At 71.4% G+C, this 23,494-nt stretch carries 22 protein-coding genes, 1 tRNA gene and 1 pseudogene; 14 read left to right on the top strand and 10 right to left on the bottom strand.

All coding sequences use genetic code 11. The features are described from left to right. Positions 1-53 precede the first annotated feature (53 nt). The 5 genes and pseudogenes from KCH48_RS33155 to KCH48_RS33140 all read left to right on the top strand — a co-directional run. Positions 54-947 (top strand): xanthine dehydrogenase family protein subunit M, encoded by an 894-nt coding sequence (locus KCH48_RS33155; RefSeq protein ID WP_210580014.1) that lies wholly within the window; start codon positions 54-56, stop codon positions 945-947. Then, complete coding sequence (locus KCH48_RS33150; protein WP_210580012.1) at positions 944-2,824, top strand: 2Fe-2S iron-sulfur cluster-binding protein; 1,881 nt, start codon at positions 944-946, stop codon at positions 2,822-2,824. Before KCH48_RS33155 ends, KCH48_RS33150 begins: the two co-directional genes overlap by 4 nt. Further along, positions 2,821-5,130: a molybdopterin cofactor-binding domain-containing protein gene (locus tag KCH48_RS33145; protein WP_210580010.1), complete on the top strand. Its 2,310-nt coding sequence runs from the start codon at positions 2,821-2,823 to the stop codon at positions 5,128-5,130. The genes KCH48_RS33150 and KCH48_RS33145 overlap by 4 nt, the downstream gene beginning before the upstream one ends. After that, the gene (locus tag KCH48_RS43025; protein ID WP_307841020.1) at positions 5,127-5,255 is read left to right on the top strand and encodes a hypothetical protein; all 129 of its coding nucleotides are present in this window, start codon (positions 5,127-5,129) and stop codon (positions 5,253-5,255) included. Before KCH48_RS33145 ends, KCH48_RS43025 begins: the two co-directional genes overlap by 4 nt. Positions 5,256-5,636: 381 nt before the next feature. Beyond that, positions 5,637-6,275, top strand: a pseudogene (locus KCH48_RS33140) (SUKH-4 family immunity protein); the annotation flags it as partial. Between the two features lie 21 nt (positions 6,276-6,296). Here the strand turns inward: KCH48_RS33140 and KCH48_RS33135 are convergent. After that, a tRNA-Cys gene (locus KCH48_RS33135) sits at positions 6,297-6,371 on the bottom strand. A 184-nt stretch (positions 6,372-6,555) separates the two neighbouring features. Here KCH48_RS33135 and KCH48_RS33130 point away from each other — a divergent pair. From KCH48_RS33130 to KCH48_RS33105, 6 genes are all read left to right on the top strand, one after another. Continuing rightward, positions 6,556-8,031: an MFS transporter gene (locus KCH48_RS33130; RefSeq protein ID WP_210579992.1), complete on the top strand. Its 1,476-nt coding sequence runs from the start codon at positions 6,556-6,558 to the stop codon at positions 8,029-8,031. A gap of 47 nt (positions 8,032-8,078) precedes the next feature. Beyond that, entirely contained in the window at positions 8,079-8,276 is a 198-nt protein-coding gene (locus KCH48_RS33125) for an Arc family DNA-binding protein (RefSeq protein ID WP_210580233.1), read from the top strand. Beyond that, on the top strand, positions 8,277-8,663 hold the full coding sequence (locus KCH48_RS33120; protein WP_210579990.1) for a type II toxin-antitoxin system death-on-curing family toxin: 387 nt from the start codon (positions 8,277-8,279) through the stop codon (positions 8,661-8,663). It begins immediately after the preceding gene. Positions 8,664-8,785: 122 nt separating this feature from the next. Then, the gene (locus tag KCH48_RS33115) at positions 8,786-10,585 is read left to right on the top strand and encodes a DEAD/DEAH box helicase (protein WP_210579987.1); all 1,800 of its coding nucleotides are present in this window, start codon (positions 8,786-8,788) and stop codon (positions 10,583-10,585) included. A gap of 314 nt (positions 10,586-10,899) precedes the next feature. Continuing rightward, positions 10,900-11,541 carry an IclR family transcriptional regulator gene (locus KCH48_RS33110; RefSeq protein ID WP_210579979.1) on the top strand — a complete coding sequence of 214 codons (642 nt, stop codon included), beginning with the start codon at positions 10,900-10,902 and terminating at the stop codon, positions 11,539-11,541. Positions 11,542-11,787: 246 nt separating this feature from the next. Beyond that, on the top strand, positions 11,788-12,582 hold the full coding sequence (locus KCH48_RS33105; RefSeq protein WP_210579976.1) for a S16 family serine protease: 795 nt from the start codon (positions 11,788-11,790) through the stop codon (positions 12,580-12,582). Here the strand turns inward: KCH48_RS33105 and KCH48_RS33100 are convergent. From KCH48_RS33100 to KCH48_RS33070, 7 genes are all read right to left on the bottom strand, one after another. Then, positions 12,572-12,772, bottom strand: coding sequence for a hypothetical protein (locus KCH48_RS33100; RefSeq protein ID WP_210579974.1), 201 nt, complete (start codon positions 12,770-12,772; stop codon positions 12,572-12,574). The two genes, KCH48_RS33105 and KCH48_RS33100, sit on opposite strands and share 11 nt — an antisense overlap. A gap of 14 nt (positions 12,773-12,786) precedes the next feature. Further along, complete coding sequence (locus tag KCH48_RS33095; RefSeq protein WP_307841019.1) at positions 12,787-13,374, bottom strand: helix-turn-helix domain-containing protein; 588 nt, start codon at positions 13,372-13,374, stop codon at positions 12,787-12,789. Between the two features lie 84 nt (positions 13,375-13,458). Then, complete coding sequence (locus tag KCH48_RS33090; protein WP_210579965.1) at positions 13,459-14,421, bottom strand: glycine betaine ABC transporter substrate-binding protein; 963 nt, start codon at positions 14,419-14,421, stop codon at positions 13,459-13,461. Beyond that, on the bottom strand, positions 14,418-15,275 hold the full coding sequence (locus tag KCH48_RS33085; protein WP_210579964.1) for an ABC transporter permease: 858 nt from the start codon (positions 15,273-15,275) through the stop codon (positions 14,418-14,420). The genes KCH48_RS33090 and KCH48_RS33085 overlap by 4 nt, the downstream gene beginning before the upstream one ends. Before the next feature lie 11 nt (positions 15,276-15,286). Continuing rightward, a complete protein-coding gene (locus KCH48_RS33080; RefSeq protein WP_210580231.1) occupies positions 15,287-16,555 on the bottom strand; it encodes a betaine/proline/choline family ABC transporter ATP-binding protein in 1,269 nt (422 codons plus the stop codon). A gap of 7 nt (positions 16,556-16,562) precedes the next feature. Next, complete coding sequence (locus KCH48_RS33075; RefSeq protein ID WP_210579962.1) at positions 16,563-17,210, bottom strand: ABC transporter permease; 648 nt, start codon at positions 17,208-17,210, stop codon at positions 16,563-16,565. A gap of 25 nt (positions 17,211-17,235) precedes the next feature. Continuing rightward, complete coding sequence (locus tag KCH48_RS33070; protein WP_210579960.1) at positions 17,236-17,721, bottom strand: Lrp/AsnC family transcriptional regulator; 486 nt, start codon at positions 17,719-17,721, stop codon at positions 17,236-17,238. A gap of 124 nt (positions 17,722-17,845) precedes the next feature. Here KCH48_RS33070 and hppD point away from each other — a divergent pair, with 124 nt between their 5' ends. Beyond that, a complete protein-coding gene (gene hppD / locus KCH48_RS33065) occupies positions 17,846-18,991 on the top strand; it encodes a 4-hydroxyphenylpyruvate dioxygenase (protein WP_210579958.1) in 1,146 nt (381 codons plus the stop codon). 9 nt (positions 18,992-19,000) lie between these two features. Here hppD and KCH48_RS33060 read toward each other — a convergent pair whose 3' ends face one another. Beyond that, positions 19,001-20,410, bottom strand: coding sequence for a tetratricopeptide repeat protein (locus KCH48_RS33060; RefSeq protein WP_210579950.1), 1,410 nt, complete (start codon positions 20,408-20,410; stop codon positions 19,001-19,003). A gap of 92 nt (positions 20,411-20,502) precedes the next feature. Here KCH48_RS33060 and KCH48_RS33055 point away from each other — a divergent pair, with 92 nt between their 5' ends. Continuing rightward, on the top strand, positions 20,503-21,909 hold the full coding sequence (locus KCH48_RS33055; RefSeq protein WP_210579948.1) for an FAD-binding oxidoreductase: 1,407 nt from the start codon (positions 20,503-20,505) through the stop codon (positions 21,907-21,909). A gap of 19 nt (positions 21,910-21,928) precedes the next feature. Here KCH48_RS33055 and KCH48_RS33050 read toward each other — a convergent pair whose 3' ends face one another. Then, entirely contained in the window at positions 21,929-22,339 is a 411-nt protein-coding gene (locus tag KCH48_RS33050; RefSeq protein ID WP_210579946.1) for an SsgA family sporulation/cell division regulator, read from the bottom strand. A 277-nt stretch (positions 22,340-22,616) separates the two neighbouring features. Between KCH48_RS33050 and KCH48_RS33045 the strand changes: the two genes are divergently transcribed. Further along, positions 22,617-23,494, top strand: an 878-nt coding sequence (locus KCH48_RS33045; protein WP_210579944.1) for a DUF2510 domain-containing protein, incomplete at its 3' end; no start/stop codon positions are given.

Genomic DNA, 23,494 nt, shown 5'->3' with positions numbered 1-23,494 from the left:
CCGTACGGCAACACAGGTGGGACCAGGTGGGGCAGCGGGAAGGGGCAGCCGGTTTGACCACGAGCGCACCGCAGGCGGCGCAGGCCGTCACGCTGCCTACGACGCTGGACGAGGCCGTGGCGGCCCTCACGGCCATGCCCGCCGCCGTTCCCGTGGCCGGCGGCACCGACCTCATGACCGCCGTCAACTCCGGACAGCTCAGGCCCGCCGCACTGGTGGGCCTCGGCAAGATCAGCGAGATCCGCGGCTGGCAGTACCTGGACGGGCATGCGCTGCTCGGCGCGGGTCTCACCCATGCGCGCATGGGCCGCCCCGACTTCGCCGCCCTGATCCCGGCGCTCGCCGCCGCGGCACGCGCGGCGGGCCCGCCGCAGATCCGCAACGCGGGCACCCTGGGCGGCAACATCGCGACGGCCGCCCCCACCGGGGACGCGCTTCCCGTACTGGCCGCCCTTGAGGCGACGCTGATCATCGCAGGCCCGGGCGGAGCCCGCCGGGAGATCCCGGTGTCGCACCTGCTGGCCGGTGTGGAGATGCTGCGCGGCGGCGAACTCATCGGGTACGTGCGCGTGCCCCTGCTGCACGCCCCGCAGGTCTTCCTCAAGGCCACCGGCCGCACCGGCCCCGGCCGCGCGGTCGCGTCGGTCGCGCTGGTCCTCGACCCCGCCCGGCGCGGAGTGCGGTGCGCCGTCGGTGCCATAGCGCCGATGCCGCTCAGGCCCCTGGACGCCGAGCAGTGGGTCGCCCGGCTGATCGACTGGGACAACAGCCGCGCGATCGTCCCCGAAGCGCTGGCCGCCTTCGGGGAGTACGTCGCCGCGGCCTGCATCCCCGATCCGGTCCCGGCCGAGGACGGCTCCGTACAACAGCTTCCGCCCGCCGTACTGCACCTGCGGCGCACCGTCGCCGCGCTGGCCCGACGAGCACTGGGGAGGGCGCTGTCGTGACCGACGACCAGCACGGAGAGGGCACGCCCCAGAGCGGCAGCCGCTGGGACCCGCTGCCCCAGGGCGACTACGACGACGGCGCCACCGCCTTCGTCAAACTCCCCGAAGGGGGCATCGACGCCCTCCTGGCCTCCGCCGACAGCCCGCTGGCCGCGCCCGGCCATGGCTATGTGCCGCCGCAGATAACGGCCGACCCCGCCGGGACCGACCCCTCGGCCCCCGGCGGCTGGCCGGCGCCCGCCGAACCGGTGCAGTGGCCCGACCCGAACGCGGTGCCCCAGGACACCGGGAGCGACCGGTTCTCGTACAACCCGGGGGCGACCGGGCAGTGGAACTTCGGGACCGTCGATGGATCGGCGGGATCGGCGGAGCACACGGCAGCGGCGCCGGGCCACGATGTGACCGGGCAGTGGTCGATCCCCGTCGCCGGAGGCGAGCTTCCGGACGAATCGGGCGAGTTCACCACGTCGTCCCTGGTCGAGCAGTGGGGTGGCACACCGCCGGCCACACTCCCCGGCGGCGCGGCCGCTCCCTGGGCGACAGAGGCCGCCGGGCAGCCGTGGGCGCAGGACGCGGCGAACACCGCGCCTCCCGCCGACGCCGCGGTGGACGCACCCGGCCAGACCCACGGCGAGGTGTCCGCGCAGGCGTACACCAGGCCACGCCCGGAGACTCCGGCGCAGCAGCACGGGGGCGCTCCCGCCCGGCCGCACGCGGAGGGGCACGGAGACCGTGCGGCTCAGCCGCACGCGGAGGAGTACGGGGAACGCGCGACACAGCAGCACGCGGACGCGCACGCCCAGCAGCACCCTGAACTCCACGCCTCGCAGCACCCGGAGGACCGCCCGCCGCAGCATCCGGGCGCGCCCGCCCAGCCGCACGCGGACGCTCACGGGGAGGCCGCAGCGCAGCACGCGCAGGCCCACGCCCCGCAGCACGACGAGGCACCCTCCCGACCCGTACCCGACGGGGCCTACGACCAACAGCCCGCGGACGGAACCTCCGTAGCGGACTCACCGAGCGTGCACGAAAGGGCCGTAGCCGCCGCGCAGGCCGCCCAGAGGGCCCGTGAGGCAGCCGAGGCGGCCGAGGATGCTCAGGAGGCCGCAGAGGCCGCAGAGGCCGCTGAGAGGGCCGTGGAGCGTTCCGGGGAGCCGGAGCCGGAGCGGGGCTCGGAGCCGGAGTCGCGTGCCGATGCGGAGGCCGGTGAGGAGTCCGCCGGGGCCGAGGCCCAGGACGAGGCGCCCCCGCCGCCCGGCGAGGAGCACCCGCTCGCCTCGTACGTCCTGCGCGTCAACGGCGTCGACCGGCCCGTCACCGACGCCTGGATCGGCGAATCGCTGCTCTACGTCCTGCGCGAACGGCTCGGCCTCGCCGGTGCCAAGGACGGCTGCTCGCAGGGCGAGTGCGGCGCGTGCAACGTCCAGGTCGACGGCCGGCTCGTCGCCTCCTGCCTGGTGCCCGGGGTCACCGCGGCCGGCAGCGAGGTCCGTACGGTCGAGGGCCTCGCGGAGGAGGGACACCCCTCCGACGTGCAGCGGGCGCTCGCCCGGTGCGGCGCGGTGCAGTGCGGCTTCTGCGTGCCGGGCATGGCGATGACCGTGCACGACCTGCTGGAGGGCAATCCGGCGCCGACCGAACTCGAGGCCCGCCAGGCGCTGTGCGGCAACCTGTGCCGCTGCTCCGGCTACCGCGGCGTCCTGGACGCCGTCAAGGAAGTCGTGGCCGAACGCGAGGCGCACCGCGCGGCCGACGCTGAGACGGACGCGAACGAGGCACGTATCCCGCACCAGGCGGGCCCGGGAGCCGGCGGCGTCAACCCGTCGGCGTTCGAGCCGCACGACCAGGCGTACGGACAGGACGGAGGCCCGGCGTGAGCAACGAAGCCGCCACCGCGACCACGGCCGCGGAGGCAGCCCCCGCCCCCGAGGAGATCCCGCACGGCCTCGGCGTGTCCTTGCACCCCGCCGACGCGGGCGCCAAGACCGAGGGCACGTTCCCGTACGCGGCCGACCTGTGGGCCGAGGGCCTGCTCTGGGCTGCCGTCCTACGCTCACCGCACCCGCACGCGCGCATTGTGTCGATCGACACGTCCCACGCGCGCGAGATGCCCGGCGTCCGCGCCGTCGTCACCCACGAGGACGTGCCCGGCGCCCCCCGGTACGGCCGGGGCAGCGCCGACCGCCCGGTGTTCGCCTCCGAGGTCGTACGCCACCACGGCGAACCCATCGCCGCCGTCGCCGCCGACCACCCCGACACCGCGCGGATGGCCGCCGCGGCCGTCACCGTCGAGTACGAAGTACTCGACCCGGTGACCGACCCGGAACAGGCCTTCGAAGCCGAGGCGCTGCACCCCGACGGCAACCTGATCCGCCACATCCCGCTGCGCCACGGCGACCCGGACGCGGCCGGCGACATCGTCGTCGAGGGCCAGTACCGCATCGGCCGCCAGGACCCCGCGCCCATAGGAGCCGAGGCGGGTCTCGCGGTGCCGCGTCCGGACGGCGGCGTCGAGCTGTATCTGGCGTCCACGGACCCGCACAGCGACCGCGACACGGCCGCCGCCTGCTACGGCCTGGAGCCCGACCGCGTGAAGGTCGTCGTCACCGGCGTGCCCGGCGCGACCGCCGACCGAGAGGACCAGGGCTTCCAACTCCCGCTGGGCCTGCTGGCGTTGAAGACCGGCTGCCCGGTCAAACTGACCGCCACGCGCGAAGAGTCCTTCCTGGGCCACACCCACCGCCATCCGACCCTGCTGCGATACCGCCACCACGCGGACGCCGAGGGCAAGTTGGTCAAGGTCGAGGCGCAGGTCCTGCTGGACGCGGGCGCCTACGCGGACACCTCCTCGGAGGCGCTGGCCGCCGCGGTGTCTTTCGCCTGCGGCCCGTACGTCGTCCCGAACGCGTTCATCGAGGGCTGGGCCGTACGCACCAACAACCCGCCCTCCGGCCACGTACGCGGAGAGGGCGCCATGCAGGTCGCCGCCGCGTACGAGGCCCAAATGGACAAGCTGGCGAAGAAGCTCGGCGTCGACCCGGCGGAGCTGCGCCTGCGCAACGCGCTCGCCACGGGCGACGTCCTGCCGACCGGCCAGACCGTGACCTGCCCCGCACCAGTGGCGGAGTTGCTGCAGGCCGTACGGGACTTCCCCCTTCCGGCGCTCCCCAAGGACACGCCCGAGGAGGACTGGCTGCTGCCCGGCGGCCCCGAGGGCGCGGGCGAACCGGGCGCGGTGCGCCGGGGAGTCGGCTACGGCCTCGGCATGGTCCACATGCTCGGCGCGGAGGGCGCGGACGAGGTCTCCACGGCGACCGTCAAGGTCCATGACGGAATCGCCACCGTCCTGTGCGCGGCCGTCGAGACCGGCCAGGGCTTCACCACCCTCGCCCGGCAGATCGTCCAGGAGACACTCGGCATCGACGAGGTGCACGTCGCCCCCGTCGACACCGACCAGCCACCGGCGGGCGCGGGCTGCCGGGGCCGCCACACCTGGGTGTCCGGCGGCGCGGTGGAGCGCGCGGCGAAGATGGTCCGCACGCAACTCCTCCAGCCCCTGGCGCACAAGTTCGGCATGTCCACGGAGCTGCTGCAGATCACCGACGGCAAGATCACGTCGTACGACGGAGTCCTGTCGACCACCGTCACCGAGGCGATGGACGGCAAGGAACTGTGGGCCACCGCCCAGTGCCGCCCGCACCCGACGGAGCCCCTGAACGAAGCCGGACAGGGCGACGCCTTCGTGGGCCTCGCCTTCTGCGCGATCCGCGCGGTCGTGGACGTCGACATCGAACTCGGCTCGGTACGGGTCGTCGAACTGGCCGTAGCCCAGGACGTGGGGCGCGTCCTGAACCCCGCCCAGCTGACGGCCCGAATCGAGGCCGGTGTCACGCAGGGCGTGGGCATCGCGCTGACGGAGAACCTGCGCACGGCACGCGGCCTGATCCGCCACCCCGACCTCACGGGCTACGCCTTGCCCACGGCCTTGGACGCGCCCGACATCCGTATCGTGAAACTGGTCGAGGAGCGCGACGTGGTCGCCCCCTTCGGCGCGAAGGCCGCCAGCGCGGTACCGGTGGTGACGTCCCCGGCGGCCATCGCCTCCGCCGTCCGCGCCGCGACGGGCCGCCCCGTCAACCGCCTCCCGATCCGCCCGCAGGCCGCGGTGGTGACCGGCCAGTGACGGCCCCCGACCCCGGTCCACCGCGCTACGAACCACCGCCCAGCGCAGGGAAGTTGCTGGTGTGGGCGCTGGTGTTCGTGTTCGCGGCGGTGGTGGTAGTGCTGGGCGGTATCTACTTCGCCTGACCGGTTCTCCCGACCGGCTGTGTGCGACGCAACAGCCTTGGCGTTGCCGGGCTGCGGGGCGTTGTCAGTGGTGCGGCGTAGTGTTCTGGATGTGGGGACGGCGGGGGTTGTGACCGCGCTGGTACGACGGCTGCGGTCTGTGCTGCCGATCCGCGCCCCGCTCGGGGACTGAACGACCTTTCATGCACGGGGGATTCCATGAGCACGACCAGCGTGAGTTGTATCGCGGTGACCGGCCTGACCGAGGGCGAGCCGGATCCGTTCGGGGTGGAAGCACCGGCGGGCCATGGGGTCTGGCGTGAAGCGGAGCCGGAGCCGTGCCTCCGGCAGCCGGGTGGCGATGAGCTGCTGTCGCTCGCCGAGCTGCGCCAGGAGGGCCGGCTGCGCACACTGGTGCGGTTCGCGTCGGCGGCCGATGAACTGGCCCGACTGCGCCACGAGTTCGCGGCCTACGCGGGACGCTTCGGGCCGGGTGCGGTGGCGGAGGCATCCCGCCGACTGCTGGCGGTCTGGGAGGAAGGGACGGGCACCGCGATGCCGGCGTTCCGCAGCATGGGCGCCCTGATCCGCCCACTCGCCTGGATCGCCGAGCCCGGCAGCGGCCTCGCCCTCGACCTACCGCCACGGCTGCTGGACGAGGAGTTCGGCACCGCATCGATCGTCCGCTACGAGGACGTCGACTTCCCCGCGACCCTCACCCACGAACCCACCCGCCGCTTCCTCCGCGACGTGGGCCTCCCCGAAGAGGCCACCCGGTTCACCCTGGACACGGACGTCCCCCCACGGACCCTCGCCGAGTACGCCACGGACGAGCGTGACGGCGACCTCGTACTCCCGCCCGGCACGGCCCACCTGATACGCCTCGGCCACATCGCGGACGACACCAGCCTCGTGATCGACGGCACGACAGGGACGGTCCTGTACTGGAGCGAACGGGACGCCCTGCCCCACCCACTCAACACGGACCTCTCCACACTGGCGTTCACCTTGTGGCTGCTGCGGCGCGAAGAGAACCTAGACGGGAACTGAGCCGGACTTTCCTGGAGGCCGTGGCGGGATTCGAACCCACGTAACTCGCTTTGCAGGCGAGCCCCTCAACCACTCGGGCACACGGCCTTGCTTCGTGTCGACCGTAGGGCGCTGTGGGGGAGGGGCTCAAGGGAAGCGGGGGTCGTGCAACGGGACTGCCATACCGCGTTCATGAAACGGGGCGTGGGGGGCGGTCGTACGACCAAGGGCTGAGGCGGGGCCGTTCTCTCGACAGGGGTCAACGTGGGTTGTGGCCCTTACGCTGGCGACCATGACCGCCCTCGAACCGAGCGACCCCGACGTTGCTGATCCCGACGGCTCCTACTCGGGCGCCGAGCGCGACGAGACCGTTCTGAGCCGTTCCCATCGTGCGCTCAGTGTCGGGATCGTCTCCGTCGTGCTGCTGATCGCCTTCGAGGCGACCGCTGTCGGGACGGCGATGCCGGTGGCGGCGCGGGAGTTGGACGGGGTGTCGCTGTACGCGTTCGCGTTCTCGGGATACTTCACGACGAGCCTGTTCGGCATGGTGCTCGCCGGTCAGTGGTCGGACCGGCGCGGACCGCTCGGGGCGTTGACGACAGGCATCGCCTCCTTCGCGGCCGGTCTGCTGCTGTCCGGCACGGCGGGCGCGATGTGGCTGTTCATCCTGGGGCGGGCCGTGCAGGGGTTCGGCGGCGGGCTGGTGATCGTCGCGCTGTACGTCGTCGTGGGCCGCGCTTATCCAGGGCGGCTGCAGCCCGCGATCATGGCGGCGTTCGCGGCGAGCTGGGTCGTGCCGTCCATTGTCGGCCCGCTCGCGTCGGGCGCGGTGACCGAACATCTCGGCTGGCGCTGGGTGTTCGTCGGCATCCCGGTGCTCGTCGTCTTTCCTCTGGCTCTTGCGCTGCCGCAGATACGGCGGAGGGCGGCGGGGCCGGTGGACGGTTCGGTGTCCGACGGGCCTGCGCAGGTGCGCCGGGCCTCCTTTGATCGGCGTCGTATCCGGCTCGCACTCGGGATCTCGCTCGGTGCGGGGCTGTTGCAGTACGCCGCGCAGGATCTGCGGTGGCTGTCGGTGGTGCCCGGTGTGGTGGGTGCCGCGCTGCTGGTGCCGGCTGCTCTGGGGCTGTTGCCGCGTGGTACGTACCGGGCGGCCCGTGGGCTGCCGTCCGTCGTGTTGTTGCGCGGGGTGGCCGCGGGCTCCTTCATCGCCGCCGAGTCGTTCGTGCCGTTGATGCTGGTCACTCAGCGGGGGCTGTCGCCGACGCTGGCCGGGTTCTCGCTCGCCGCGGGAGGCGGGACGTGGGCGCTGGGGTCGTGGGTGCAGTCGCGGGCGCGGGTGGCGCCGTACCGGGAACGGCTGATGACGCTCGGGATGGTGCTGGTGGCGGCCGCGATCGCCGCCGCGCCGAGCGTGCTGATCGAGTCGGTGCCGGCCTGGACCGTTGCCGTCGCCTGGGCGGTGGGCTGCTTCGGCATGGGGCTGGTGATCTCCTCCACGAGTGTGCTGCTGCTGAAGCTCTCCGCCCCCGAGGAGTCCGGCACCAACTCCGCCGCCCTCCAGATATCCGACGGCCTCTCCAACGTCCTCCTCCTCGCGGCGGGCGGCGCGGCTTTCGCGGCGCTGGGTGGCGGCACGGTGTCGCATGCGGCGACGGAGGCGACGGGCTCGGGTTCGCATCCGGCCGCGTTCGCCGCGGTGTTCCTGCCGATGGCGGGGGTGGCGCTGGTAGGGGCGTGGGTGACTACGCGACTTCGGGCGACCTGATTCCAGTACCACAGTGACCCCAAGGGTGGTACCGTCGTGGTATGGCTATGAACCTTCGTCTGCGCGACGACCAGCAGGAGGCGCTCAAGCTGCGTGCCGAGGAGGAGGGACGCAGCATGCACGCCATAGTGCTTCAGGCGATCGACCGGTATCTGGAGCAAGAGACCGACCGGGCCACGGTCCGTCGCCTGGGGGCGAAGTACGCAGCGGGCCATGCCGACCTGCTGCGGAGGCTGGGGGAGTAGATGAAGTACCTCACGGTCCAGGAGGTCCTGGACCTGGCGGAGCTGGCGTGCGGGGAGCAGACACAGGTTGCCGTGCGTGACCTGGGTCTGCTCAGCTCGGCCGTCCACCGCCCCCAGTCGCAGATGTTCGGCGTCGAGGCGTACACGGACCTCTTCGAGAAGGCTGCGGCGCTGCTTCAGTCGCTTGCCGTGAACCATCCTCTGGTGGACGGCAACAAGCGTATGGCGTGGATGAGCACCGTCGTCTTCCTCGACTTCAACGGGACTGAGATGCTCGAAGTCGATCAGGACGAGGCGTACAAGCTTGTCATCGAGGTGGCATCCGGCGGCCTGGAGGACGTGGGGCTGATCGCCCTCCGCTTGAGGGCGCTGCACGAAGCCATGTGACCTCAGTCCCATCCAAGCCACACCCGGCACAGTCCGCCCGCTGACGGAAACCCGGCGCCGGTAGGGTGGCCCGGTTGTCATACCCAGCCCAGCCGAGCCGCCCGACCCCTTCACCGGAGACCGTGACTACCACCGCCGCCAGCTCCTCGTCGTCGCATCACCTGTCACCCGCGTTCCCCGGCCGCGCCCCCTGGGGTACCGCCAGCAAGCTGCGTGCCTGGCAGCAAGGGGCGATGGAGAAGTACATCCAGGAGCAGCCGCGTGACTTTCTGGCCGTGGCGACGCCCGGTGCCGGAAAGACGACGTTCGCGCTGACGCTGGCGTCCTGGCTGCTGCACCATCACGTCGTGCAGCAGGTGACCGTCGTCGCGCCGACCGAGCATCTGAAGAAGCAGTGGGCGGAGGCCGCGGCGCGTATCGGGATCAAGCTAGACCCGGAGTACAGCGCGGGGCCGCTCGGCAAGGACTATCAGGGTGTCGCGGTCACGTACGCCGGTGTCGGCGTGCGGCCCATGCTGCACCGCAACCGCGTCGAGCAGCGCAAGACCCTCGTCATCCTCGACGAGATCCATCACGCCGGTGACTCCAAGTCCTGGGGAGAGGCCTGCCTGGAGGCCTTCGAACCGGCCACGCGCCGTCTCGCGCTCACCGGTACGCCGTTCCGGTCCGACACCAACCCCATCCCCTTCGTGGCCTACGAGGAGGGCAACGACGGAATCCGGCGCTCCGCCGCCGACTACACGTACGGCTACGGCTCCGCCCTCTCCGACGGCGTCGTCCGGCCCGTCATCTTCCTCTCCTACAGCGGGAACATGCGGTGGCGTACGAAGGCCGGTGACGAGGTCGCCGCCCGGCTCGGCGAGCCCATGACCAAGGACGCGGTCAGCCAGGCCTGGCGCACCGCCCTCGATCCGCGCGGCGAGTGGATGCCGAGCGTGCTGCGCGCCGCCGACCAGCGGCTGACCGAGGTCCGCAAGGCCGTCCCGGACGCGGGCGCGCTCGTCATCGCGTCCGACCAGGACTCGGCGCGTGCGTACGCCAAGCTCATCCGCGAGATCACGGGCACGAAGGCGACGCTCGTCCTGTCCGACGACGCCGGCGCGTCCGGCCGGATCGACGAGTTCAGCGGCAGCAACGACCGGTGGATGGTCGCGGTCCGGATGGTGTCGGAAGGCGTCGACGTGCCGCGGCTCGCGGTCGGGGTGTACGCCACGACCATCTCCACGCCGCTGTTCTTCGCCCAGGCCGTCGGCCGTTTCGTACGGTCCCGGCGGCGCGGCGAGACGGCCTCGGTCTTCCTCCCCACGATCCCTGACCTCCTCACCTTCGCCAACGAGATGGAGGTCGAGCGCGACCACGCCCTCGACAAGCCCAAGAAGGAGGGCGAGGAGGACCCGTACGCCGAGGAGGAGAAGCTTCTCCAGGAGGCCGAGCAGCAGCAGGACGAGGACACCGGCGAGCAGGACCAACTCCCCTTCGAGGCGCTGGAGTCCGACGCCGTCTTCGACCGAGTGCTGTACGACGGCGCCGAGTTCGGCATGCAGGCCCACCCCGGCAGCGAGGAGGAGCAGGACTACCTCGGTATTCCTGGGCTGTTGGAGCCCGATCAGGTGCAAATGCTGCTGCAGAAGCGGCAGGCCCGGCAGATCGCGCACAGCCGCAAGAAGCCGGACTCCGAGGCCGACCTGCTCGAACTGCCCGCCGAGCGGCGGCCGGTGGTCAGCCACAAGGAGATGATGGAGCTGCGCAAGCAGCTCAACACCATGGTGAGCGCGTACGTCCACCAGAGCGGCAAGCCGCACGGGGTGATTCATACGGAGCTGCGGCGCGTGTGCGGTGGGCCGCCGAGCGCGGAGGCCACGGCGGGGCAGCTGCGGCAGCGGATCGCCAAGGTGCAGGAGTGGGCCACCCGCATGCGGTGAGGTGGGGCCCGTAGGGCATCGTACAAATTGGGGTAAACGGTTGTACATCGTCCGGCAAAGAGCGCTAGTCCGTACCGGCACGTGACCGGATTCTGGACGGAGCCTTCCGCTCAGCGGACTCCCTTCGCTACTGTCCCGCTACGCACACGCCCCGTGGCAGCGCCGCCGCGGAGCGCAGCCGTGAAGCGACGCGGTTCGGACAGTCGGTCCGGGCCGCCGACCGATCGGCGGCCTCTGAAGCGCGTCACCGACGGGACTCGGTGACGCATCTGCCGCGAGGGGGCCGTCGACCTCACCACTAAGGAGTGGGCGTCGTGACCGCGGAGACCTCCCAGACGCTCGACCGGGGACTGCGTGTCCTCAAGCTGCTGGCCGACACGGACCACGGGCTGACCGTCACCGAGCTTTCCCACAAACTGGGCGTGAACCGGACCGTGGTGTACCGGTTGCTCGCCACGCTTGAGCAGCATGCACTTGTACGACGTGACCTGGGCGGACGTGCACGGGTGGGGCTCGGGGTGCTGCGGCTGGGGCGTCAGGTGCATCCGTTGGTGCGGGAGGCGGCGTTGCCCGCTCTGCGGTCGCTGGCCGAGGACATAGGTGCGACCGCGCATCTCACGCTGGTGGACGGGGCGGAGGCGTTGGCCGTCGCGGTCGTCGAGCCGACGTGGACCGACTATCACGTGGCGTATCGGGCGGGGTTCCGGCATCCGTTGGACCGGGGGGCCGCGGGCAAGGCGATCCTTGCCGCGCGGCAGCGGGCGGTGGCGGAGCCGGGGTACACGCTGACGCACGGGGAGTTGGAGGCGGGGGCGAGTGGGGCCGCGGCGCCGTTGATCGGGGTGACCGGGGTCGAGGGGAGTGTGGGGGTCGTGATGCTGGCGGATGCGGTGCCGGAGCGGGTGGGGCCGCGGGTGGTGGATGCGGCGCGGGAGGTTGCGGAGGCGTTGCGCTGACCGGCGTTTCAACGAGGTGCGGTGGGGCTGGGTGCCGTGGGGTGGGGCGCGCGCCGGCACGGTGGCTGAGGTGGGGGTGGGTCGCGCAGCCCGGCGCTGACGGGGTGCCGCCTGCGCCCACCCGTGCCGCCCCAGGCGGCACGACTGCCCGCAGCTGAGCGGGACGGCTGCCCGCAGCTACGGCAGCAGCCGCGTGCATGCCTGCCCTCGGTCACCATCCCGAACCCCGCCCGTTAGATTGATCCCGTGTTTCTCTCTCGTCTCACGCGCCCGCAGGCCCTGGTGGTCTGTGCTCTGCCTGTCGTCGGTCTGGTCGGAGCGGCGGTGTTCGCGCCGCTGCCGTTTTCGTTGACGCAGCCGGGGCTGACCGCGGATGTGCTGGGGGAGAACCGGGGGACGCCGGTGATCACGATCTCCGGGGCGCCGGCTCGGGACACGAGCGGGCAGCTGCGGATGACGACGATCGAGGCGACGAACCCGGATACGAACGTCTCGCTCGGGGACGTGATCGACTCGTGGTTCCGTACGGACCGGGCGGTCATGCCGCGCGACTCGGTCTATCCGAGCGGTAAGAGCGTCAAGGAGATCGAGCGGCACAACACGGAGCAGATGCGCGCGTCGCAGGACGCGGCGACCGAGGCCGCGCTGAACTATCTCGACCTCAGCGACAAGAACGTCAAGGTCACCCTGAGGCTCGCCGACGTCGGCGGCCCCAGCGCCGGGCTCCTCTTCTCCCTCGGCATCATCGACAAGATCGACGGAAACGGCAGCGGCGGCGACCTCACCGGCGGTCGCAGCGTCGCCGGCACGGGGACGATCGATGCCGACGGAACGGTCGGCGCGGTCGGCGGCGTCGCCCTGAAGACGCAGGCCGCGCGGCGCGACGGGGCGACCGTGTTCCTGGTCCCGAAGGACGAGTGCGGCGACGCGGAGTCCGAGCTGCCGAAGGGGCTGCGGCTGATTCCGGTGACCACCCTCAAGGGTGCGGTCAGTGCGCTGGTGGCGTTGGAGAGCGGGAAGGGTTCCGTGCCTAGCTGCTAGGGCTGGGAGCGGGGGCCGAGGGCCTGGGGGTGGCCAGACGCAGGCCCACTTCTACGAGGGTCCAGCCGACGCGGGTCCGCAGGGGGCGGCCGGGCTTCGCGGTGGCGCCCGCGAGGCGATGGGCCGCTGCCTCGGCTCGTAACTCGGCGGCGCGGGCGTGGTGCAGGGCGATATGGATCTCGGGGTGCATCGGGCGGTCGCCTCTCACTGCGGCGGGCTGGGAAAGATGTGCGTGTGGACGCGTACCGTCTCCACGTCCGGGGTGTCCTCGGGCAGAGACGGCAGGGATGCGTAGCTGTCCACCAGGTCGTGCATCTTCTTGACGAGTTCCTCGGCGAGCTCGGGAGTGAGTCGCAGGGTGAAGTCGCTGATGTCGCTCGCGCGGTTCCACTCGACGGACCAGCTGCCTTGGGTGCCGACCCAGGTCGAGACCTCCCGGGTGTGGACGTTCGCCAGTTCGTGCATGAACAGCGCGGCCGCACCGCGCACACTGGGATCCGGGTCCCTGCGCAGCTTCTCGTCCAACCGCAGGCCACCGTCGGCCGCCTGCCACCACCGTTCCCGTCCCTTGCCCTGCTCCGGCGCGTCCGCGATGAAGCCGTGCGCGGCGAGCTGGCGCAGGTGGTAGCTGGTGGCGCCGCTCGACTCGCCCAGCCGCTCGGCGAGCATCGACGCGGTGGCCGGTCCATGGCGCCGCAGTGCGATCAGCAGCTGTATGCGCAGGGGATGCGCGAGCCCGCGCAGCGAACGGGCATCAAGGTCGCGCACTTTGGCTTCTTCGGGCTCGGTCACGCGTACAAAGGTAGCGTTGCAAAGAGTCCTTTGCAACGGATTCTTTGCAGCGAAACCTTTGGAACTCCGCCCCTCCGCCCCTCCTCACCCCTCCCTGACAAACCCCTCCTCCACCATCCACTCCAACGCCACCTGATGCGGATCCTCCCCCGCCACATCCACCTTCGCGTTCAGCTCCTGCGCCACCGCGTTGTCCAACCGCCTGGTGATCGGGTCGAGGACATCCGCGATCGCCGGATACTCCTTCAGCGTCCTGGAGTTGATCGAGGGGGCCGCGTTGTAGTTGGGGAAGAACTTCTTGTCGTCCCGCATCACCACCAGGTTCATGGACTTGATGCGCCCGTCGGTGGTGAAGACCTCCCCGAAGGTGCAACTGCCCTTCGCCGCCTGGGTGTAGATGATCCCGGTGTCCATCTGCGTGATGTTGCCCGCCGGTACGTCCATGCCGTAGGCCTTCTGCATCCCCGGCAACCCGTCCGCCCGGTTCGCGAACTCGCCCTCCACGCAGAGCGTCACCGCGCCCGGGTCGGACTTCGACAGGGCGGCCACGTCGGAGAGGGTCTTGGTGCCGTACTTCTTGAAGTTGGCCTGGTTCATGGCGAGGGCGTACGTGTTGTTGAGTGAGGCCGGCGGCAGCCAGGTCAGCCCGTTATTCGCGTCCGCGTCCCGCACCGCCTCCCACTGCTTGTGCGGGTCGGCGATGGGTTCGCTGTTGCCGAGGTAGGTGATCCAGGCGGTGCCCGTGTACTCGTACATCCCGTCCGCGTCGCCGCTCTTGACGGCCTCGCGGGCGCCGACGGAGCCCTGGATGCCGGTGCGGTCGAGCACGTCCGCGCCGGCCGCCTGGAAGGCGATGCCCATGATCGCGCCGAGGATCAGCTGCTCGGTGAACTCCTTGGAGGTGACGGTGAGGTCGGCGCCCTTGAGCGGCTCGCCCTGTCCGATCGAACCCGGGCGCACGTCGTCCACCATCGGCGATCCGCTGGTCAGCCCGCAGCCACTCACCAAGACGGCCACAGCCAGCACCGCGCACAGCCGCCGCCTCATGTCCCCACCTCCAACCCCCGTGGCCGCAGCAGCAGTTCGGCCAGTGAGGCCAGCCAGTCCACCAGCAGGGCGAGTACGACCGTGAGGATCGAACCCAGCATCAGCACGGGCATCCGCTGGTTGGTGATACCGGTCGTGATCAGTACGCCCAGCCCGCCGCCCCCGCCGAACGTCGCCAGCGTCGCCGTACCGACGTTCAGGACGAGCGCCGTCCGCACGCCCGCCAGGATCAGCGGGACCGCCAGCGGCAGTTCGACGCGGGAGAGCACGCCGAGCGGGGACATGCCGATGCCGCGGGCGGCCTCCAGCAGGCTCGGGTCGTTGGCCTTCAGGCCGGCGATCGTGTTCGACAGCACGGGCAGGACGGCGTAGATGATCATGCCGATCAGAGCCGCTCTCCGGCCGATGCCCAGCCAGATCACCAGCAGGGCGAGCAGGCCGATCGCGGGCGTCGCCTGGCCCATGTTGGCGAACGCCATCGCCACCGGGGTCGCCTTCCGGAACGCCTTGCGGGTGAGCAGGATGCCCAGCGGGATCGCGATGATCAGCACGAAGAACGTGGAGATCACCGTGAGTTGGATGTGCTGCCACAGGGCCTTGGACACCTGGCCGTCCGACAGCGCGTTCTCGGAGAGGGGGTCCAGGTCGGCCTGCTCGAACCACAGCCAGGTCGCCAGCAGCACGGCGATGAGGACGACCGGCAGGAAGGTGAGCTTGCGCCAGCCGATCCGGCGCCGCGTCACCGCCCGTGGCGGCGGCGGTTCCTGGTCGCCGGGGGCCTCGCCCTCGTCCCGGAAGGCGTGGCCCTCGACCTCGTGCTCGCCCTCGGGACGCCGGTCGGCGGAGGCGGCCACGCCTTCTCCTCTCACGCCTTCTTCTCCCCTCCGACGCCCTCCTGCTCGGCGTGCGTCTGCTGGGCCCGGATCTCCTCCAGTTCGTGCTGGTGCTCCATGGCGTCCAGCCGGTCGGCGTCCAGCAGCTCGTGCACGGAGTTCATCAGCGTCTCCATGTCGACGACGCCCGTGTACTCGCCGCGCCGCCCGGTCACGGCCACCCGGCCCGCGCTGTCCGTCAGCACCGCCTCCAGCGCGTCCCGCAGGGTCGCGTCCCTGGTCACCGTGTCGTGCACGAGCGTGCCCGCCCGCGCCAGCGAACCCTTGGCCCGCATCATGTCGCCGCGCCGCAGCCACTTGTACGGCCGCCCGCGCTTGTCGAGCAGCAGGACCTCGTTCGTGCCGCTCGTCCGCAGCCGGTTGAAGATCTGCTGGAGCGGATCGTCGACGGTCGCCGTCGGATAGTCGGTGATCTCCACATCCCGTACGCGGGTGAGATTCAGCCGCTTCAGCGCCGCCCCGGCGCCGACGAACCCCGATACGAAGTCGTCGGAGGGGTTGGTGAGGATCGCCTCCGGGGTGTCGAACTGGGCGATGTGGGACCGTTCGCGCAGCACGGCGATGCGATCACCGAGCTTGATCGCCTCGTCGAAGTCATGGGTGACGAAGACGATCGTCTTGTGCAGTTCGTGCTGCAACCTGATCAGCTCGTCCTGGAGGTGATCGCGGGTGATCGGATCGACCGCGCCGAACGGCTCGTCCATCAACAGCACCGGCGGATCCGCCGCCAACGCCCGTGCCACGCCCACGCGTTGCTGCTGACCGCCGGAGAGCTGGCGCGGATAGCGGCCGTGGAACTCGCCCGGGTCGAGCCCGACGAGGTCCAGCATCTCCTCCACCCGCGCTCTGATCCGCGCCTTCGGCCAGCCGATCATCTTCGGCACCAGCGCGATGTTCTGGGCGACCGTCATGTGCGGGAAGAGGCCGGACGCCTGGATGGCGTACCCGACGTTGCGGCGCAGCTTCACCGGGTCCATGTCGGTGACGTCCTCGCCGTTGATGCGGATGCGTCCGCCGGTCGGTTCGATCAGCCGGTTGATCATCTTGAGCGTCGTGGACTTCCCGCAGCCGGACGGCCCGACGAAGATGACGATCTCGCCCGCCTTGATCTCCATGTTCACGCTGTCGACGGCCGGCTGCGGGGCCCCCGGATACCGCTTGGTGAGGTTCTCCAGCTCGATGGAGGCACCGGAGGTCGAGGTCGCCTTCTCGGCTTCGGAGGTCTCAGCTGCGGAGGCCACGGAGGTCTCAGGCACGGATCCCCCTGGGGATGGTCAGCCGTCCGATGAGGACGTACGCGGCATCGAACAACAGCGCCAGGATGATGATCCCGAGCGTTCCCGCGAGCACCTGGTTGATCGCGTTCTTGCTGCCCAGCGAGGCCAGCCCACGGAAGATCACATTGCCGAGGCCGGGCCCGGAGGCGTACGCCGCGATCGCCGCGATGCCCATCAGCATCTGCGTGGAGACCCGGATCCCGGTCAGGATCGGCGGCCAGGCCAGCGGCAGCTCGATCCGCGCCAGCCGGGCCACGCGAGACATCCCGATGCCCTTCGCCGCGTCCACCAGCGTCGGATCGACCCCGCGCAGTCCGACGATCGCGTTGCGCACGATCGGCAGCAGCCCGTACAGGGTCAGCGCGATCACCGTGGGCGGCACTCCCAGCCCGACGATCGGGATGAGCAGACCGATCATGGCGAGCGACGGGATGGTCAGAATCGTCGAGGTGGTCGTCGTGGCGAGGCTTCCGGCCCACTCGCTCCGGTAGGTCACGATCCCGATGAGGACGCCCAGCACGGTCGCCACGACCATGCACTGGAAGACCGCGCTGGCGTGTTGCCCGGCATCCGCGAGCAACTGCTGATGCCGGTTGCCCAGGTACTCCCAGAAGTTCACCCGCGGTCACCTCAGAGGCTCGGTATCACTCCCGTCCGCTGCCCAGGTCCTCCGCCGCCTGCTCCACCAGCGGGATGATCCGCAGCGGAACAGGGTTCTCCATGACGATCGCGGTGGAGGCCCGGACGATGCCATCAAAACCGACAACCAGGTCGATCACCCGCTGAAGATCGGCATTCGAGCGGGCCACGAGCCGGCACAGCATGTCCCCGGTGCCGGTGGTGGTGTGCAGCTCCAGCACCTCCGGCACGGTCGCCAAGTGCGCCCGTACGTCGGCCCCTTGCCCCTGCCGGATCTGCAGCGTCGCGAACGCCGTGACCGGATAGCCGAGCGCCGCCGGATCCACTTCGGGCCCGAACCCCCGGATGACGCCATTCGACTGAAGCCGGTCGAGCCGCGCCTGCACCGTCCCCCGGGCCACCCCCAGCCGCCGGGACATCTCCAGCACCCCGATCCGTGGCTCCCGGGCCAGCAGCCCGATGATCCGCCCGTCCAGTCGATCGATCGCCATACGGGCCCTCCAGGGGTGGTCATCCTGTACAGGAAGCCCGCAGAAACGGGCGCTGCACTGGTCACATTGCCCAGCAATTCCGCAAACTATTGCGCACCTTGCGAACCGGCGCGAGGCTTCCGCTATGACGCAGACCACACACCACACTCCCGACACCGCCCGGCAGGCCGACCCCTTCCCGGTCAAGGGAATGGACGCGGTCGTCTTCGCCGTGGGCAACGCCAAGCAGGCGGCGCACTACTACTCCACCGCCTTCGGCATGCGGCTCGTCGCCTACTCCGGACCGGAGACCGGCAGCCGCGAGACCGCGAGCTACGTCCTCACCAACGGCTCCGCCCGCTTCGTCCTCACCTCGGTGATCAAGCCCGCGACCACCTGGGGCCACTTCCTCGCCGAGCACGTGGCCGAGCACGGCGACGGCGTCATCGACCTCGCCATCGAGGTCCCGGACGCCCGCGCCGCGTACGCGTACGCCGTCGAGCACGGCGCGCGCTCGGTCACCGAGCCGTACGAGCTGAAGGACGAGCACGGCACGGTCGTCCTCGCCGCGATCGCCACGTACGGCCAGACCCGCCACACCCTCGTCGAACGCGGCGGCTACGACGGCCCGTACCTCCCCGGCTTCACCGCCGCCACCCCGCTCGTCCAGCCGCCCACGCAGCGCACCTTCCAGGCCGTCGACCACTGCGTCGGCAACGTCGAACTCGGCCGCATGAACGAATGGGTCGGCTTCTACAACAAGGTCATGGGCTTCACGAACATGAAGGAGTTCGTGGGCGACGACATCGCCACCGAGTACAGCGCGCTCATGTCCAAGGTGGTCGCGGACGGCACCCTCAAGGTCAAGTTCCCGATCAACGAGCCCGCCCTCGCCAAGAAGAAGTCCCAGATCGACGAGTACCTGGAGTTCTACGGCGGCGCGGGCGTCCAGCACATCGCGCTCAACACCAACGACATCGTCCAGACGGTACGGACGATGCGGGCGGCCGGCGTGCAGTTCCTCGACACCCCCGACTCGTACTACGACACCCTCGGCGAGTGGGTCGGCGACACCCGCGTGCCCGTCGAGACCCTGCGCGAGCTGAAGATCCTCGCCGACCGCGACGAGGACGGCTACCTGCTGCAGATCTTCACCAAGCCGGTCCAGGACCGCCCGACCGTCTTCTTCGAGCTGATCGAACGCCACGGCTCGATGGGCTTCGGCAAGGGCAACTTCAAGGCCCTGTTCGAGGCGATCGAGCGGGAGCAGGAGAAGCGGGGCAACCTGTAGCCAGGAGAACTATGTAGGCAGGGGCTCGTCGGCCGGCAGGTCGCCGAGCCCTCGCAACGCCTCCCGTGCCGTGGGAGCGCGCCACGGTGAGAAGTGCGGGTTGATCCGCAGGGCCTCCTGAAGGTGCCGCCGGGCCGGCCCGTACAGCTCCAACTCGCCCTCGATCATGCCCCGGTGATACGCGTACAGGGCGCTGCGCACCCCACCCCCGTGCTTCTCGTCCGTCGCCCGCACCGCGAACTTCAGCGCCTCCTCGTGCTGCCCGGCCCGGTGCAGCGCCCACCCCAGCGCGTCGGCCACGGCGATCCCGGGCTGGCGCTGCCACTCGGCGCGCAGTCGCCGTACCGCCGCCTCCGGGTCCCCGTGGTCCGCCTCGAACTGCCCGAGGACCAGCTCCTCGTCGGCCCCGCCCGCCGCCGCGCTCCGCACCCGCTCCCGCAGCAGGTCGTACTGCACACGCGCCGCCTGATCGAGCCCCAGCGACTCGTACAACTCGCCCAGTTCCAGGGCGTATTGCGGCAGCGGCTGCTTGGCGAGGGCCATCTGGTACGCGTTCAGCGCCTCCGGCGTCCGCCCCAGCGCCGCCAGCGCCCGCCCTTGCCCGGCCTGCGCGGCCCGCTGGTCGGGGTCGATACGGACCGCCTCCTGGAAGTGCCGCAGCGCGACCTCCACGTCCCCGCGCTCGAACGCCAGCTGCCCGCCCCGCTCCAGATACGCGGCCTTCTCGGCGGGCGCCTCTGCTCCGGCCGCCGCGTCGGCCAGCGCGGCGGCGGCGTCCTCGCGCCGGCCGTGGTCGCGGTAGACGGCACCGGCCCACGCGAGGGCGGCGGGCCCGGAGTGCAGCTCCAGCATCCGGTCCAGCGTCCGCTCGGCCGCCTTGTGATCGCCCAGCCCCGTACAGGCGTCGATGAGCACGGGATACGTCGTCCAGCGCTTCGTGTCCAGCTCCAGCGCGGCCTGCCCCCACTTCCGCGCCGCCGGAAAGTCACGCCGCGCGTTCGCCAGCGCCGCCATCCCGGTCAGCGCTTCCACATTCCCCTCCACCCGCGTCCGCAGCGAGGTCCGCAGCGCCTGCTCGGCCCGCGGGAAGTAGGACGGCTCCGCGATCCGCCGCCCCTGTTCGACGTACGCCGTCCCGAGCACCGCCCAGGACCGCGCGTCCTCGGGATGCGCCCGCACCCGTGCCTCGCGCTCGCCGATCAGCGCCGCCAGGCCGGGCAGCGCGGCCGGCACCCCGGAACCGACCGCCGTCAGCGCCTGGGCCCCCGGCGCCGGAGCCGGAACCCGCGATGTGGGCCGTTCCCCGGGCAGCAGCATCAGCACCACACCGAGTACGGCGCACGCGGCGACGGCCGCGAGCGGCACCCAGCGGGCAACAGGCGGGCGCACCTCGGCCGGCGCTTCCTCTTGGTTCCCCATGGCGCTCACTGTGCGTCAATACGACGACCGCATCCCCGCACCCGAAGCCTTGTGCGGACGGGGTTCACACCGATGGCCCCGGGTGCGAACCTGTGATCATGAGCCGTATCGAAGCGCCTAGCGACGAAGCGACTGGCAACCTTCTCGACCGCCTGCTCAGCGGCCTGCCCGCCGAGGCCGTTCTCACCGACCCCGACGTCACGGCCGCCTACGCCAACGACATGGCCAGCTTCTGCCCGGCCGGCGCCCCCGCCGTGGTCGTACTGCCGCGCACGGTCGAAGAGGTGCAGCACGTCATGCGCGTCGCCACCGAGCTGCGCGTCCCGGTCGTCCCGCAGGGCGCCCGCACCGGCCTGTCGGGCGCGGCGAACGCCTCCGACGGCTGCATCGTGCTGTCCCTCATCAAGATGGACCGCATCCTCGAGATCAACCCGGTGGACCGTATCGCCGTCGTCGAACCCGGCGTCATCAACGCCGCCCTGTCCCGCGCGGTCGGCGAACACGGCCTGTACTACCCGCCGGACCCCTCCAGCTGGGAGATGTGCACGATCGGCGGCAACATCGGCACGGCGTCGGGCGGCCTGTGCTGTGTGAAGTACGGGGTCACCGCCGAGTACGTCCTCGGCCTGGACGTCGTCCTGGCCGACGGGCGGCTCATGACCACCGGCCGCCGCACGGCGAAGGGCGTCGCCGGGTACGACCTGACCCGCCTGTTCGTGGGCTCGGAGGGCTCGCTCGGCATCGTCGTACGGGCGATCCTGGGGCTGAGGCCGCAGCCGCCGCAGCAGTTGGTGCTGGCGGCCGAGTTCGCGTCCGGGGCCGCCGCGTGCGACGCCGTGTGCCGGATCATGGCGGGCGGGCATGTGCCGTCCCTCCTCGAACTGATGGACCGTACGACGGTGAAGGCCGTCAACGACCTGGCGCACATGGGACTGCCCGAGTCGACGGAGGCGCTGCTGCTGGCCGCCTTCGACACCCCGGACCCGGCCGCCGACCTCGCCGCCCTCGGCGCGCTCTGTGAGGCGGCCGGCGCCACCCAGGTCGTACCGGCGGACGACCTGGCCGAGTCGGAACTCCTCCTCCAGGCACGGCGGTTGTCGCTCACCGCGCTGGAGGCGGTCAAGGGCACGACGATGATCGACGACGTGTGCGTGCCCCGTTCGCGCCTCGGCGACATGCTCGAAGGGACCGAGCGGATCGCCGAGAAGTACCAGCTCACCATCGGCGTCGTCGCCCACGCCGGCGACGGCAACACGCACCCGACCGTCTGCTTCGACGCCCAGGACCCCGACGAGTCCCGCCGGGCCCGCGAGTCCTTCGACGAGATCATGGCCCTCGGCCTGGAACTCGGCGGCACGATCACCGGCGAACACGGAGTGGGCGTGCTGAAGAAGGAGTGGCTGGCCCGAGAGATCGGCCCGGTGGGGGTGGAGATGCAGCGGGCCGTGAAGTCCGTCTTCGACCCGCTGGGCATCCTGAATCCGGGCAAGCTCTTCTGACCTACGAGTTCTCCTACGGTCACTGGGCGAGCAGCTGGTCGAGCGCGTCGTCGATTCCCAGCTGCTCGCCCTCAGTCCCCGGGGGCACCACCCGCAGCGTGCGCTCGAGCCAGGCCGAGACCTGGGCGGCGGGCGCCTGCAGCAGGGCGTCCCCGTCGGGTGAACTCAGCGCCATCAGGACGACGCTGCGGCCCTCGGCCTTCGTGGGCCACACCCGTACGTCCCCGTAGCCGCAGGGCCGGAACACGCCCTCGACGAGCAGCTCACGGGCGAAGGTCCAGTGCACGGGGGCATCGGAGGTGATGTGGAAGGAGATGCGGACGGCGTACGGGTCGTCGCTGCGGAAGCTCAGCCGGGCCGGGACCGGGATGCTCCGCTCCGGCGACAGGATGAGCCTCAGCTCCAGCTCCCGCTCTACCACGCTGTACATAAGGCGTGTTTCCTCTCTCGTGTCGCTTCTCATGTCGCTCTCGATGGGCCCTGGCGTGGGCCCGTACGAGTGGAGAGAGGGGAGAGCCGGAACCATTACGCGGGTTCCCGTAACTTTTTTCTCCGAGCGGCGTCGCTTGGCTCCGGGTCGTGTGAAGTACGTGTACGAGGTTGCCCGGAAAGGGGTGGGTCCTACGGGACGGGCGGTGGTTGTTGCGCCGGTCTGGTAGATGTTGGAGGCCCCCAGATGACCCCCGAGCAGATACGGGACGACGGACATGAGCGCCCCAACCCCGGCCCCAGGTGACGACAGGCCCCGCGAGGGCTACTACCCGGACCCCTCCATTCCCGGATATGTCCGGTACTGGAACGGCACCTCCTGGGTTCCGGGCACCAGCCGTCCGGCCCCCACGGACGGCGAGCCGCTCGCCCCGCCGACCGGCGAAGACCCGGCTCCGGCGCAGGTCGAGGAGACGGGCCCGCACTTCTTCGACGAGGAACCGGCGGGTGCGTCGGGCGCTCCCAGTCCGGGCGACGCCCAGTACGGCAGCCGGCCCGAGCCGGCGTCCGCGTGGGGCGCCGACCGTTCCCGGCAGACCGGCTTCGGCGGCGACCAGGACCGCCGCGTCTCCTGGGGCGCCGGGCAGGACGCCGACCCGAGGGTGCCCGCCGACCCCCAGGCCCAGCCGGACGGCCAGGCCACCGCCCGCACGGAGGGCGAGGCGACCATCCCGCCCGCCGAGTCGGACGGCGTCGCCTCCGGCAACACCTTCGTCTTCCGCCGGCCGACACCCGGCCCCGGCGCGACGCCCGCGTCCGCGAGCCCCGGCACCGACGAGGCCCCCGACGGCACGATGAAGTTCCGCGCGCTCTCCCCGCGCACCCCCCAGCAGACCGGCTCCGCGACTCCGGCCTCCTCCGCTCCCGCCGCCGAGCCTGCCTCCGGCACCCCCGGAAGCTCCGGCTTCGGCGCCGGAAAGGCCGCCGCCGCCCGTGCCGCGGCGGTGCAGCAGCCCGCCACCCCCGCCGCGGCCACGCCCGCCCCCGCCCCCCCCCCCCGCCCCCCTCCCGCCCCCCCCCCCCCCCCCCCCCCCCCCCCCCCCCCCCCCCCCCCCCCCCCCCCCCCCCCCCCCCCCGCCCCCCCCCCCCCCCCCCC

Source organism: Streptomyces sp. GESEQ-4 (assembly GCF_017948455.1).
Lineage (GTDB): Bacteria > Actinomycetota > Actinomycetes > Streptomycetales > Streptomycetaceae > Streptomyces.
The sequence above is the reverse complement of the archived record's forward strand: the minus strand, read 5'-3'. Positions and strand labels throughout refer to the sequence as shown.